Genomic DNA, 13,046 nt, shown 5'->3' on the forward strand with positions numbered 1-13,046 from the left:
CCGTTCCTCCCGCCGTTCTTAGGTCATAGGCGTGACCTAAGAACGGCGGGCGGGCAAGGGTCAGCCGTGCCCTCGCTCGCTGTCCATGTGGGCCAACTGCGACTCCGGGTACCGCGCCCCGGCCGCGGCGCCCCGGGGCACGGCCGCTTCGATCCGCGCCAGCCCCGCCGCGTCGAGGGTCAGGTCCGCCGCCCCCAGCGCCTCCTCCAGCCGGTCGCGCCGCCGCGCCCCGACCAGCGGCACGACATCCGTCCCACGCGACAGCGCCCAGGCGATGGCGACCTGTGCGACGGTGGCCCCCAGCGCCTCCGCGACCTGACGAAGCGCCTCCACCAGCGCGAGGTTGTGGTCCAGGTTTCCGCTCTGGAAGCGCGGGCTGACGCTGCGGAAGTCCTGCCCTTTCCGCTGCTTCGACCAGTGCCCGCTGATCAGCCCGCGCGAGAGCACGCCGTAGGCCGTGACGCCGATGCCCAGTGCGCGGCAGGCCGGCAGGATTTCGTCCTCGATGCTGCGGGACAGCAGGGAATACTCGATCTGCAGGTCACTGATCCGGTGCACCGCGGCCGCGCGCCGGATGGTCGCCGCGCTCACCTCCGACAGCCCGACATGCCGCACGTACCCCGCCCGCACCAGGTCGGCGATCGCGCCCACCGTGTCCTCGATCGGCACCTGGGGGTCGAGCCGCGCCGGGCGATAGATGTCGATGTGATCCACCCCGAGACGCCGCAGCGAATAGGTGACGAAGTTCTTCACCGCCGCGGGACGCGAGTCGTACCCGTTCCAGCCCCTGTCGGGATCGCGCAGCGCCCCGAACTTCACGCTGACGGCCAGCCGGTCCCGCGGCAGCGTCCGCAGCGCCTCGCCGATCAGCATCTCGTTGTGGCCCATGCCGTAGAAGTCACCGGTGTCGAGCAAGGTGATGCCGCGCTCCACCGCCATCGCGATCGTCGCCAGGCTCTCCGCGCGGTCGGCCGGGCCGTAGAAGTCCGACATGCCCATGCAGCCCAGCCCCATCGCCGAGACCGCCGGCCCGTCCTGACCGAGAATACGCTGTTCCATGATGGCTCTCCTTCGCCGCTCTGGCGTGCCGCCGATCTGGGGCGGGACGGGCAACGCCATCATCGCGTATGGTCCGGACGATCTGTTCGGATGGAGCGAACAATGCGGGCTTCGCTCGCCGACCTGGAACTCCTCGCAGCCGTCGCCCGCCACGGCAGTTTCCGGCGAGCCGCGATGGAGGCCGGCCTTTCCCCCTCCAGCGTCACCGAGCGCATCCGCGCGCTGGAGGACCGGGTCGGCGTCCGCCTCCTGAACCGCACCACCCGCAGCGTCGCGCCAACCGAGGCGGGTGCCGCCCTGCTTGCCCGCCTGCGCCCTGCCCTCGGCGAGATCGCCGCCGCTCTGGATGACGCGGGGAGGGCAGGGGACAGCATCACGGGAACGCTCCGGATCAACGCGCCCCCGCCCGCGACGCAACTGGTCCTGGCGCCCCTCGTCTCCCGCTTCCTCGCCCGCCACCCCCGCGCGACGATGGAGGTGACGTCGGAAAGCGGCTTTGCCGACATCGTGCGGGAGGGGTACGACGCGGGCGTGCGCTGGGGGGAAAGTCTGGCGCGCGACATGATCGCGGTGCGCCTCGGCGGCCCGATGCGATACGTCCTCGTCGCCGCCCCGTCGTTCCTGGAATCTGTCGGCACCCCGCGCGAACCGGCCGACCTGCTGCGCCTGCCCTGCATCCGCACCCGCTACAGCAACGGCACGCTGCTGCCCTGGGAGTTCGAGCGCGCCGGCGAGACCGTGGCGATCCGCCCGGACGGCCCGCTGGTCACGACCGACGCCGACCTCGCCCTTTCCGCTGCCTGCGACGGCGTCGGCTTCTACCTGACCTTCAAGGGCTGGGCCCAGCCTTTCCTGGAAGCCGGCCGACTGATCCCGCTGCTGCCGGAATGGCTGCCACCCTTCGAGGGTCCCTACCTCTACTACCCCTCCCGCCGCCACCAGCCCGCGGCGCTGCAGGCCTTCGTGGACCTCGTCAGGGAACGGGGCGCACGCAGCTGATCAGACGTCCACCTCCGCCTCGTCCAGCTTCGACGCGTTCTCCTGGATGAACTTGAAGCGCAGCTCCGGCTTCCGACCCATCAGCGCCTCGATGAGGTTCGCCGTATCCGCCCGCTCCTCCGGCGGCAGCACCACGCGCAGCAGGGTCCGCTTCCGCGGGTCCATCGTCGTTTCCTTCAGGGACATCGGCGGCATCTCGCCCAGGCCCTTGAAGCGGGAGACCTCGACCTTCTGGTTCGCCTTGAACTCCCGCTTGATCAGCCGGTCCTTGTCCGCGTCGTCCCGCGCATAGACCGACTTCGGCCCGGCCGAGAGGCGATAGAGCGGCGGCTGCGCCAGGAAGACCCGCCCGTCGCGCACCAGCGCCGGCAGCTCCTTGTAGAAGAAGGTCATCAGCAGCGCCGCGATGTGGGCCCCATCCACGTCGGCGTCGGTCATGATGATGACCCGTGCATAGCGCAGCCGCGCGATGTCGAAGCGGTCCCCGACGCCGCAGCCCAGCGCCTCGATCAGATCCTTCAGCTCCTGGTTCGCCCGCAGCTTCTCCGTGGAGGCCGACGCCACGTTCAGGATTTTCCCCCGCAGCGGCAGCACGGCCTGCGTCACCCGGTCCCGTGCCTGCTTGGCCGACCCGCCGGCGGAGTCGCCCTCGACGAGGAAGATTTCCGTCCCCTCGCTGCTCTCGCTCGCGCAATCCGCCAGTTTCCCGGGCAGCCGCAGCTTCCGCGTCGCTGTCTTGCGGGGGGTGTCCTTCTGCTCCTTGCGGCGGATGCGGTCCTCGGCCCGCTCGATCGCCCAGGCCAGCAGGTTGTCCGCCAGCTTGAAGTCGCCGGTCAGCCAGTGGTCGAAGTGGTCGCGCAGCGCGTTCTCGACGAGCCGACCGGCCTCCGGGTTCGTCAGCTTGTCCTTCGTCTGCCCCTGGAAGTGCGGGTCGCGCACGAAGACCGACAGCGTGCCGGCTAGCCCGCCGAACAGGTCCTCGGCCGTCACGCTCGCCGCGCGCTTCTCCTTCCGCAGCTCTCCATAGGCCCGCAGCCCCTTCACGAGCGCGCTGCGGAACCCCGCCTCATGCGTCCCGCCCTGTGGCGTCGGGATGGTGTTGGCATAGGTGTTGAGGAAGCCCTCGCCGCCCTCCAGCCAAGTCGCCGCCCATTCCGCGCGGCCCGCATTGTTGGGGAAGGTGACCTCGCCGGACCAAGGGGCGGGAATCACGGTCGGCTGACCCTCCACGGCCGCGGCCAGGTAGTCGGTGAGGCCGCCGGGGAAGTGCAGCACCGCGCTGGACGGCGTCTCGCCCATGACGAGCGACGGGTCGCAGGACCAGCGAATCTCGACGCCGCGGTACAGGTACGCCTTGGACCGGCAGAAGCGGTAGAGACGCGCCGCTTGGAAGTGCAGCTTGCCGAAGATCTCGGGGTCCGGCTTGAAGCGGATCGTCGTCCCGCGCCGGTTGTGCACCGGGCCCGCGTTCTTCAGCTTCGTCAGCGGCTTGCCGCGCGCATAGGCCTGCGTGAACAGCGTGCGGTCCAGCGCGATCTCCACTTCCAGTCGCTCGGACAGCGCGTTCACGACGGACGACCCGACGCCGTGCAGGCCGCCCGAGGTGTCGTAGGCCTTCCCCGAGAACTTCCCTCCGGAGTGCAGCGTCGTGAGGATGACCTCCAGCGCCGACAGCTTCGGGAATTTCGGGTGCGGGTCCACCGGGATGCCGCGGCCGTTGTCGCGCACCGTCAGCCAGTTGTCCGGCTCCAGCGTCACCTCGATGCGGTCGGCGTGGCCCGCCACCGCCTCGTCCATGGCGTTATCGATGATCTCGGAGGCCAGGTGGTGCAGCGCGTTTTCGTCCGTGCCGCCGATATACATGCCGGGGCGGCGCCGGACCGGCTCGAGCCCCTCCAGGACCTCGATGTCGGCGGCGGAATAGCTCTGGTTGGACGCCCCCTTGCCGAGCCGTCCCGCGAAAAGATCGTTCATGTCTTGTTCTTCTTCCCGGTCCACAGTTAGCCCTCCCGGGTGGGCGTTGCAACCGCGGCCGAAGCCGCCTGCGGAACGTGATGACGACGCATGAGGAACCCCCTACCGGCCCCCCAGCCGGCGGGTAGGGGTCTAGCCGCCCCGGCCCCGTGGGGCCAAGCGGAACACGACAGGCGCGGGCGCCCGCTGCGGATCCGGGGCGGGGCCCCGCCCCGTCCCGGACCCCGGCCCGACGTCAGTTCTTGCCCTGGAGGTGGGCCTCGATCATCCACAGCGCCTTCTCGACCTCCTGCGACACGGCCGTCAGCAGGTCGGAGGTGTCGGGGTCACCCGCCTCGTCCGTCCGCTCGATCCCCTCACGCAGGCTCCGGGCCAGGGCGGCGTAGCGGTCGGCGAGGGCCGCGCAGTGGTCCAGGCCATCCAGCATGTCGCGCGGATAGGCCTCCAGCCGGGTCCGCGCGCCTGTCCCCTGGGTCGTGCCGTCGGGGATGCCGCCCAGCTGCACCGCGCGCTCCGCCATTTCGTCGGTCTGCTCGCCCAGCATGTTGTAGAAGCGCTCAAACATCTGGTGCAGGCCGTAGAAGTGGCTGCCCTTGACGTTCCAGTGCGCCTGGCGCGTCGCGTTCGTCAGGTCGATCGCGTCGGAAATCACCGCCTGCAGCGTGTCGATGCTGACCGCCTTGGCATTGGTGTCGGTGTCGTTGCGGGTTCGCGTCGTGGCCTGGCTCGCCATGTCGTTCTCCTGATCCAGCGCCCGGGCCGGGGCCTCCCCGGCAGGCAGCATGGGGGAAGGTGGGGCGGGCCGTCCGGGTTTCAGCCCGGATGCACCACGACGCGAAATGACCGTTCTGAGAGGGCGCGGGTTTGGGGGAGCGAAGTGGTTAAAGAGGGAGGTGGACGTACCGCGCCGCCTCCGGCCCCGCCCCGTCCGCCCCGGCGTGGAACGCCGCGGCCCGGGCCAGGGCGGCATGGTCGCCTTCGCTCAGCCGCGCCTGTTCCCGCAGGTGGTCCGTCCACGATTCGACCGCCCACAGTTCCACGTAGAGGTCGGGACGCGCCACGTCCGCATAGAGCCGCCAGGCCAGCGCCCCCGCACGGAGCCGCACACCCCGGACTTCCGCCATCGCCGCCATGAAGCCGGCACGCTGCCCGTTCGGCACGCGGTAGCGCACCGCCTCCAGCACGCGGTCGTTGCGGGCCGTCAGGGTGGGCAGCAGTTCCGGCGCCGGGTCCGCGGGCCGGGGCTCCACCTGGCCGTCGGCGGGCGCCGCCCCGGGCGGCGGCAACTCGATCCGGAGCCCCCGCACCAGCCAGGTGCAGGCCGCCCCGCCCAACCCGAACACGGTCAGCGCGACCGGAATCCCCGCCGCATTCCCGAGTGTCCCGCCTAGGAAGGACCCTGCCGCGAGCCCGCCGAAGGTCGTGACCTGGTAGAGCCCGATCGCCCGCGCCCGCACCCAGGGCCGCGCGGTCAGCTGCGCCGCGGCCTGCAGCGTGCTGGCGACCGAGATCCATGTCGCGCCGTAGACCAGCAGAGACAGCCCCGCCGGAAACCAGTGGGTGGAGAGGCCGAGCCCCGTCACCGACAGCCCGCTGACGATGCCCGAGACGACGACGAGGTTGGAGCGTGACAGCCGCGACCGGGCATAAGGCAGCAGGAACCCCGCCGTCACCGCCCCCACGCCCATGCAGCCGAGCATCAGCCCGAAGGCCTCGGGACCCAGGTGCAGCCGCTGCCGCACGAGCAGCGGCAGCAGCCCCCAGACCGCTGCGGCGAAGAAGAAGGCCACGGTGCCGCGGACGACGATCCCCCGCATCGTCGGCGAGTTCACGACGTAGCGGACGCCCGTCCGCATCGCCGCGACCAGTCCTTCACCCGGCATCGTCTGCGTCTGCACCGGCCGGTTCCACAGGAAGAGCGCGACGATGAGGTAGAGGAAGGACACCGCGTTGAAGGCGAAGGTCGCCGCGGTCCCGACCCAGGCGATCAGCAGCCCGCCGATCGCCGGCCCCACCGCCCGCGCCAGGTTGAAGCCGATGCCGTTGAGGACGATGGCCTGCGGCAGGTCGGCCCGCGGCACGATCTCCGGCGTTGTCGCGGACCAGGCCGGGAAGTTCGCCGCGCTGCCCATCCCGATCGCGAAGGTCAGCGCCAACAGCCCCCAGGGGCCGAGGAGGCCGAAAGCCGTCAGCAGGGACAGGATCACCGCCATCGCGCAGATCCAGGCCTGGGCACCGATGAGGAACCACCGCCGGTCCACGAGGTCCGCCAGCGCGCCCGCCGGCAGCGCGAGCAGGAACACCGGCAGCAGGGACGCGGCCTGGACCAGCGACACCATCAGCGGCGAGGGGGAGAGCGAGGTCATCAGCCACCCCGCCCCGGTGTTCTGCACCCAGCCCCCGATGTTGGAGACGAGGTTCGCCGTCCAGAGCATGCGGAACACGCTGTGGCGCAGGGGGACGAGGGCGGCGGGAAGGGGCATCGGTGGGTGCGCATAGCATCACAGGGGGGATGCCCGGGACACAAGGGCGCGCGTCCGCGCGTCACGGCGCGTGAACCGGGCGGCCGATCTTGCTATGGACCGGCGCGATGCTACGCCAGTTCTTCGCCTATTACCGCCCGCACCGGCGCCTGTTCCTGCTCGACTTCGGCTGCGCCGTGCTGTCGGGGCTGCTCGAGCTCGGCTTCCCCGTCGCCGTGAAGGCCTTCGTGGACGTGCTGCTGCCGCAGGCGAACTGGCCCCTGATCGGCCTCGCCACGGCAGGCCTGCTCGCGGCGTATGTCGCCAATGCCGGCCTCATGGCCGTGGTCACCTATTGGGGCCACATGCTCGGCATCAACATCGAGACGGAGATGCGGGCCCGTGCCTTCGCCCACGTCCAGCGCCTGTCCTTCTCCTTCTTCGACGCGAACAAGACGGGACACCTCGTCGGCCGCCTGACGAAGGACCTGGAGGAGATCGGCGAGGTCGCCCATCACGGCCCCGAGGACCTCTTCATCGCCGTGATGACGTTCCTCGGCGCGTTCGCCCTGATGTTCGCGATCAACGCCGAGCTCGCGCTGCTTACCTGCCTCGTCCTGCCGATGTCCGTCTTCGTCACCCTGCGCTACGGCACGCGGATGACGAACAACTGGCGCGCCCTCTTCGGCCGCGTCGGCGGCTTCAACGTGCGGATCGAGGAGAACGTCGGCGGCATCCGCGTCGTCCAGGCCTTCGCCAACGAGGCGCATGAACGCCGCCTCTTCGCGACGGACAACGCGCGCTACCGCACGACGAAGCTGGAAGCCTATCGCCTCATGGCCGCGGGCATGTCGCTGAACTACCTCGGCATGCGCCTGACCCAGATGCTCGTCCTCGTCGTTGGCGCCTACTTCGTCCTGCGCGGCGAACTGACGCCGGGCGGCTTCGTCGGCTTCCTCCTCCTCGTCGGCGTCTCCTTCCGTCCGGTCGAGAAGATCAACTCGGTTATCGAGACCTACCCCAAGGGCATCGCCGGCTTCCGCCGCTACCTCGACCTCCTTGCGACCGAACCGGACGTCGCCGACCGGCCCGGCGCGCGCCCCGCGCCCGCGCTGCGTGGCGACATCCGCTACGAGGGCGTAGCCTTCGCCTACGGGACCAATCGCCCCGTCCTGCGAGGCGTCGACCTTTCCATCCGCGCCGGGGAGACGGTCGCCTTCGTCGGCCCCTCCGGCGCGGGCAAAACGACGATCTTGTCTCTACTGCCCCGCTTCTACGACGTGACGGCGGGGCGGATCACGGTGGACGAAACGGACATTCGCGACCTCACCCTGGCATCGCTTCGCGGCCAGATCGGGATCGTGCAGCAGGACGTCTTCCTCTTCGGCGGCACGATGCGGGAGAACATCGCCTATGGCCGCCTCGGTGCCTCCGACGCCGACATTCTGGAGGCCGCCCGCCGCGCCCGGCTGGACGGCGTCATCGAGGCCCTGCCGAAGGGCCTGGACACGGAAATCGGCGAACGCGGCGTCCGCCTCTCCGGCGGCCAGAAGCAGCGCCTCGCCATCGCCCGCATCTTCCTGAAGAACCCGCCGATCCTGATCCTGGACGAGGCGACGAGCGCCCTCGACACCGAAACCGAACGCGCCATCCAGGCTTCCCTCGCCGAGCTCGCGCAGGGCCGCACCACCCTCGTCATCGCCCACCGCCTCGCCACCATCCGCGATGCCGATCGGATCGTGGTGGTCGAGGACGGCCGCGTGGCCGAGGAGGGCCGCCACGCCGACCTGATCCGGGGCGACGGAGCCTATGCCCGCCTGCACCGCGCCCAACTCGCCGATGGCGCGGCCTGACCGGGGCGCGCTACGCTACGCCCCATGGCCGAACGGATCCGCGACTACGACGCCTTCTGGCTCCACTACCTCCGCGAACACGCGGACCCCCGCACACGGGCGATCCACGTCTTCGGCACCTTCGTCGGCGTCGGCCTGTTCGTGCTCGGGCTGGTGACGACGACCTGGTGGATGATCCTCCTCGGCATCATCAGCGGCTACGCCTTCGCCTGGATCAGCCACATGACGATCGAACGCAACCGCCCCGCGACCTTCACCTACCCCCTTTGGTCCCTTGGCTCCGACCTGAAAATGGCGTGGCTGACTGCCACGGGCCGGCTAGACGGGGAACTTCGGCGCGCCGGGATCGGCTGAGGAACCGGCCATGCCCGTGCGCCTGATCACCAAGGCCGCCCTGCAAGGCACGAGCCGGCATGTGGTCCACGACACTTACGAGACGACGCGCTTCCTCCTCGCCGAGGATGGGCTGGGCGTGACGGTCACGGACATCGTCCTGCAGCCCGGCGTCGAGGCGACCTACGGCTACGACGAGCACGTCGAGATCGCCTACTGTCTCGAGGGCCGGGCGGTCATCCACGAGGTCGGCTCGGGACGGCGGCTCGACGTGGCCGCCGGATCGCTGTGGGTCGCGGAGCGCGGCGACCGCTTCACCTTCCTCGCCTCCGAACCGACCCGCCTGATCTGCGTTTTCACCCCGCCGTTCCGCGGACACGAAACGGGCTTCGCCGGGGATCAGTGACGAGCGAAGGCGGGCGGGATACTCCCGTCAGCCCACCGCGAATTTCACCGCCGACAGCACGGCCAGAAGCCACACCGCCCCGTGCACTTCGCCCGCCCGCCCCGCGACCGTCTTGATCGCGGCGTAGGCGATGAACCCCAGCCCGATCCCCGTGGCGATCGAGAAGGTGAAGGGCATCGCGATCGCGCCGAGGATCGCCGGCAGGTATTCCGTCGTGTCGTCCCAGGCGAGGTCGCGCAGCGACGCCGCCATAAGGCAGGCGACGAAGACCAGCGCCGGCGCCGTCGCGAAGGCCGGGATCGAGGTCGCGAGCGGCGCGAGGAACAGCGCGAGCAGGAACAGCACCGCGACGGTCAGCGATGTCAGCCCCGTCCGCCCACCGGCCTGAATGCCTGCCGCGCTCTCGATGTAGGACACCGTCGTGCTCGTCCCGAGCGTCGCCCCGATCATCGCCCCGCCCGAATCCGCCATCAGCGCGCGCCCGAGCCGCGGCACCGACCCGTCGGGCCGCATCAGCCCCGCGCGGTGCGTCGTCGCGATCAGCGTCCCCGCATTGTCCAGCAGGTCCACCAGGAAGAAGGTGAAGACGATCCCGACGAGGCCGAGCGACAGTGCCCCCGCGAGGTCCATCTGCAGGAAGGTCGGCGCCAGAGACGGCGGCGCCGACACCACGCCCGACAGCGTCGTCAGGCCAAAGGGAAGCCCCGCCAGCGCCGTCGCGAGGATGCCGATCACGATGGCGCCCGGCACCCGCCGCGCCACCAGCCCCGCGATCAGCACGAACCCCGCACACCCCAGCAGCACCGGCGCGGAGGTCACCTTGCCCATGGCCACGAAGGTCGCGGGATGGGCTACGACGAGCCCCAGGTTCTTGAGTCCGATCAGCCCGAGGAAGAATCCGATCCCCGCCGCGATGCCCAACTTGAGCGATAGCGGGATCCCGTTGATCAGCCATTCCCGGAACCCGGCGAGCGACACCGCAAAAAAGATGATGCCCGACAGGAACACCGCCCCCAATGCCACCTGCCAGGACACGCCCATCCCCGCCACGACCCCGAAGGCGAAGTAGGCGTTCAGGCCCATCCCCGGCGCCAGCGCGATCGGGTAGTTCGCGAGCAGCGCCATCAGCGCCGACCCGATCGCGGCGGCGAGGCAGGTCGCGACGAACGCCGCCCCCGGGTCGATCCCCGCCGCCGCCATGATCCCGGGGTTCACGACGATGATGTAGGCCATCGTCAGGAAGGTGGTCAGGCCGGCCACGATCTCGGTGCGCGGTGTCGTGCCATTCTCGGTGAGGCGAAAGAAGCGGTCCATGCGGGTGTCCCTGCGATCTTCGTGCCAGGGAAACAGGGCGCCCCGAGTCCCGCAATCCGGGGCTGCCGCGGTTGCCGCTCCGCGCGGCTGGTGGTTCCTTCGGCCGAACGCCGGAATGCGATGATGCCACACGACCCGAACCTGCCGCCCAACCCGCTCGAGGCCGAACCCGGCCAGCCCGGCCCCGCCCGCAAGGCGCCGGAGGACTACCGTTCCCGCCGCTGGTTCGGCCCCGCCGACCTCCGCTCCTTCGGCCACCGGTCCCGCGCCATGCAGATGGGCTACGCGCCGGAGGAATGGCAGGGCCGCCCGATCATCGCGATCCTCAACACCTGGTCCGACCTCCAGCCCTGCCACATGCACTTCAAGACGCGGGTGGAGGACGTGAAGCGCGGCGTGCTCATGGCCGGCGGCTTCCCCGTGGAGCTCCCGGCGCTGTCGCTGTCGGAGAGCTACCTGAAGCCGACCTCCATGCTCTACCGCAACATGCTGGCGATGGAGACGGAGGAGCTGCTGCGCTCCCACCCCGTGGACGGCGCCGTCCTAATGGGCGGCTGCGACAAGACCACGCCCGGCCTGCTGATGGGCGCGATCTCCATGAACCTGCCGAGCATCTACGTCCCGGCCGGCCCGATGCTCCGGGGCAACTGGCAGGGCAAGACGCTGGGCTCCGGCAGTGACTCCTGGAAGTACTGGGACGAGCTCCGCGCCGGGAAGATCACCGACCAGGACTGGCTCGGCGTGGAGGGCGGCATCGCCCGTTCCTACGGCACCTGCATGACGATGGGCACCGCCAGCACCATGACCGCGATCGCGGAGGCCATGGGCATGGTCCTCCCCGGGGGCTCGTCCATCCCCGCGGCGGATTCCGGCCACATCCGCCTCGCGTCCGAGTCCGGCCGTCGCATCGTGGACATGGTGAAGGAGGACCTGACGCCCGCGCGCATCCTGCGCCGCGCCTCTTTCGTCAACGCGATCAACGTCGCGATGGCGATGGGCTGTTCCACCAACGCCATCATCCACCTCATCGCCATGGCCCGCCGCGCGGGGCAGGACATCGGCCTCGACGACTTCGAGGCCTCGTCGCGGGTGGTCCCGGTCATCGGCAACGTCCGCCCCTCCGGCAACCAGTATCTGATGGAGGACTTCTTCTACGCCGGCGGCATCCGCGGCCTCATGGCGCGCATCGAGCACCACCTCGACCGTAGCTGTCTCACCGTGACCGGTCGCACGCTCGGCGAGAACATCGCCGGCGCCCGCGTCTTCAACGACGATGTCATCCGTACGACGGAGAACCCGATCTACGCCGAAGGCTCGCTCGCCGTTCTCAAGGGCAACCTGGCCCCCGATGGCTGTGTCATCAAGCCCGCCGCGATGGACCAGCGCTTCCTGACGCATAGCGGCCCCGCGGTCGTCTTCGACTCCTACCCCGAGATGAAGAAGGCCGTGGACGACGAGAACTGGGACGTCACGCCCGACCACGTCATGGTCCTCCGCAACGCGGGACCGCAGGGCGGCCCAGGCATGCCGGAATGGGGCATGCTTCCCATGCCCAAGGCGCTGCTGAAGAAGGGCCACCGTGACATGATGCGCATGTCAGACGCGCGGATGTCCGGCACTTCCTACGGCGCCTGCGTCCTGCACGTCTCCCCGGAATCCTGGATCGGCGGCCCGCTCGCTCTGCTGCGGACCGGCGACATCGTCGAGGTCGACGTACCGAACCGCAGCATCAACATGCAGGTGGGGGACGAGGAACTCGCGGCCCGCAAGGCCGCCTGGACGCCGCCCAAGCCGCGCTACGAACGGGGCTACGGCCACATGTTCACACAGCACGTCCAGCAGGCGAACGAAGGCTGCGACTTCGACTTCCTGCGCACCGAGTTCGGCGTCCCCGTCGACGAACCCGCGATCTACTAGGACCCGCGCCCATGCCCCTCAGCCCCGAAATGCGGGACCGCCTGCGCGCCGTCTCCACGGCCACGATCGCCACCGCCCTCTTCAAGCGCGGCTTCCGCAGCCAGATGATCCAGGGCGTCCAGCCCCTCTCTCCCTTGAAGCAGTCCATGGTCGGCGAGGCCTTCACCCTGCGCTACATGCCCGCGCGGGAGGACCTCAACCGCCTCGATGTCTTCCGCGACCGCGCCCACCCCCAGCGCAAGGCCGTCGAGGAATGCCCGCCCGGCGCCGTCTTCGTCATGGACAGCCGCAAGGACCCCCGCGCCGCCTCGGCCGGCGGCATCCTCGTCACTCGCCTGATGGTCCGTGGCGTAGCCGGCGTCGTCACGGATGGCGGCTTCCGCGACGCCGCGGACATCGCGGCCATGGGCTTCGCCGCCTTTCACCAGCGCCCGAGCGCCCCCACCAACCTGACGCTGCACCAGGCCATCGACATCAACGTCCCGATCGGCTGCGGCGACGCCCCTGTCTTCCCGGGCGACGTCATCGTCGGCGACACGGACGGCGTGATCGTCATCCCCGCCCACCTCGCCGAGGAGATCGCGGCGGAGACGACGGACATGACGGCCTTCGAGGACTTCGTGCAGGAGAAGGTGAGGGGAGGCCAGTCCATCCTCGGCCTCTACCCCCCGACGGACGAGGCCAACCTCGAGGTGTTCAAGGAGTGGCGGAAGGCGAACGGCCGCTGAC

General features: G+C 70.1%; 11 protein-coding genes. 6 read left to right on the forward strand and 5 right to left on the reverse strand.

Annotated features, from left to right (window positions below; genetic code table 11):
* Positions 1-60: 60 nt before the first annotated feature.
* Entirely contained in the window at positions 61-1,059 is a 999-nt protein-coding gene (locus ACE7GA_RS17065; protein ID WP_376088944.1) for an aldo/keto reductase, read from the reverse strand.
* Positions 1,060-1,149: 90 nt separating this feature from the next.
* On the opposite strand from ACE7GA_RS17065, the gene ACE7GA_RS17070 reads away from it, so the two are divergent.
* Positions 1,150-2,058 carry a LysR family transcriptional regulator gene (locus tag ACE7GA_RS17070; RefSeq protein WP_376088947.1) on the forward strand — a complete coding sequence of 303 codons (909 nt, stop codon included), beginning with the start codon at positions 1,150-1,152 and terminating at the stop codon, positions 2,056-2,058.
* On the opposite strand, the gene parE is transcribed toward ACE7GA_RS17070, so the two are convergent.
* The 3 genes from parE to ACE7GA_RS17085 form a co-directional block, all read right to left on the reverse strand.
* On the reverse strand, positions 2,059-4,032 hold the full coding sequence (gene parE / locus ACE7GA_RS17075; protein WP_376088950.1) for a DNA topoisomerase IV subunit B: 1,974 nt from the start codon (positions 4,030-4,032) through the stop codon (positions 2,059-2,061).
* A gap of 235 nt (positions 4,033-4,267) precedes the next feature.
* Positions 4,268-4,816, reverse strand: coding sequence for a DNA starvation/stationary phase protection protein Dps (gene dps / locus ACE7GA_RS17080; protein WP_376088953.1), 549 nt, complete (start codon positions 4,814-4,816; stop codon positions 4,268-4,270).
* A gap of 97 nt (positions 4,817-4,913) precedes the next feature.
* A complete protein-coding gene (locus ACE7GA_RS17085; RefSeq protein ID WP_376088956.1) occupies positions 4,914-6,515 on the reverse strand; it encodes an MFS transporter in 1,602 nt (533 codons plus the stop codon).
* Positions 6,516-6,622: 107 nt separating this feature from the next.
* Between ACE7GA_RS17085 and ACE7GA_RS17090 the strand changes: the two genes are divergently transcribed.
* From ACE7GA_RS17090 to ACE7GA_RS17100, 3 genes are read left to right on the forward strand one after another with little or no spacing between them, the layout of a single operon-like run.
* On the forward strand, positions 6,623-8,347 hold the full coding sequence (locus ACE7GA_RS17090; RefSeq protein WP_376088959.1) for an ABC transporter ATP-binding protein: 1,725 nt from the start codon (positions 6,623-6,625) through the stop codon (positions 8,345-8,347).
* Positions 8,348-8,371: 24 nt separating this feature from the next.
* Positions 8,372-8,701: an Mpo1-like protein gene (locus ACE7GA_RS17095; RefSeq protein WP_376088962.1), complete on the forward strand. Its 330-nt coding sequence runs from the start codon at positions 8,372-8,374 to the stop codon at positions 8,699-8,701.
* 10 nt (positions 8,702-8,711) lie between these two features.
* On the forward strand, positions 8,712-9,086 hold the full coding sequence (locus ACE7GA_RS17100; protein WP_376088965.1) for an ectoine synthase: 375 nt from the start codon (positions 8,712-8,714) through the stop codon (positions 9,084-9,086).
* Positions 9,087-9,113: 27 nt separating this feature from the next.
* Here the strand turns inward: ACE7GA_RS17100 and ACE7GA_RS17105 are convergent, their stop codons facing one another.
* A complete protein-coding gene (locus ACE7GA_RS17105; protein WP_376088968.1) occupies positions 9,114-10,400 on the reverse strand; it encodes an NCS2 family permease in 1,287 nt (428 codons plus the stop codon).
* A 123-nt stretch (positions 10,401-10,523) separates the two neighbouring features.
* On the opposite strand from ACE7GA_RS17105, the gene araD reads away from it, so the two are divergent.
* Both araD and ACE7GA_RS17115 read left to right on the forward strand, forming a co-directional pair.
* A complete protein-coding gene (araD, locus tag ACE7GA_RS17110; protein ID WP_376088971.1) occupies positions 10,524-12,317 on the forward strand; it encodes an L-arabinonate dehydratase in 1,794 nt (597 codons plus the stop codon).
* A gap of 11 nt (positions 12,318-12,328) precedes the next feature.
* Positions 12,329-13,045 (forward strand): ribonuclease activity regulator RraA, encoded by a 717-nt coding sequence (locus tag ACE7GA_RS17115; protein WP_376088974.1) that lies wholly within the window; start codon positions 12,329-12,331, stop codon positions 13,043-13,045.
* The last annotated feature ends 1 nt before the right edge of the window (position 13,046 follow it).

The sequence above is a fragment of the Roseomonas sp. CCTCC AB2023176 genome (assembly GCF_042259275.1).
Taxonomy (GTDB): Bacteria; Pseudomonadota; Alphaproteobacteria; order Acetobacterales; family Acetobacteraceae; genus Roseomonas.

What these genes read in the sequence shown, in the direction of transcription:
- ACE7GA_RS17090 (WP_376088959.1), top strand. Translation starts at nt 6,623, where the DNA reads ATGCTACGCCAGTTCTTCGCCTATTACCGCCCGCACCGGCGCCTGTTC.
- ACE7GA_RS17070 (WP_376088947.1), top strand. Translation starts at nt 1,150, where the DNA reads ATGGAGCGAACAATGCGGGCTTCGCTCGCCGACCTGGAACTCCTCGCA.
- parE (WP_376088950.1), bottom strand. Translation starts at nt 4,032, where the DNA reads ATGAACGATCTTTTCGCGGGACGGCTCGGCAAGGGGGCGTCCAACCAG.
- dps (WP_376088953.1), bottom strand. Translation starts at nt 4,816, where the DNA reads ATGCTGCCTGCCGGGGAGGCCCCGGCCCGGGCGCTGGATCAGGAGAAC.
- ACE7GA_RS17105 (WP_376088968.1), bottom strand. Translation starts at nt 10,400, where the DNA reads ATGGACCGCTTCTTTCGCCTCACCGAGAATGGCACGACACCGCGCACC.
- araD (WP_376088971.1), top strand. Translation starts at nt 10,524, where the DNA reads ATGCCACACGACCCGAACCTGCCGCCCAACCCGCTCGAGGCCGAACCC.
- ACE7GA_RS17095 (WP_376088962.1), top strand. Translation starts at nt 8,372, where the DNA reads ATGGCCGAACGGATCCGCGACTACGACGCCTTCTGGCTCCACTACCTC.
- ACE7GA_RS17115 (WP_376088974.1), top strand. Translation starts at nt 12,329, where the DNA reads ATGCCCCTCAGCCCCGAAATGCGGGACCGCCTGCGCGCCGTCTCCACG.
- ACE7GA_RS17100 (WP_376088965.1), top strand. Translation starts at nt 8,712, where the DNA reads ATGCCCGTGCGCCTGATCACCAAGGCCGCCCTGCAAGGCACGAGCCGG.
- ACE7GA_RS17065 (WP_376088944.1), bottom strand. Translation starts at nt 1,059, where the DNA reads ATGGAACAGCGTATTCTCGGTCAGGACGGGCCGGCGGTCTCGGCGATG.
- ACE7GA_RS17085 (WP_376088956.1), bottom strand. Translation starts at nt 6,515, where the DNA reads ATGCCCCTTCCCGCCGCCCTCGTCCCCCTGCGCCACAGCGTGTTCCGC.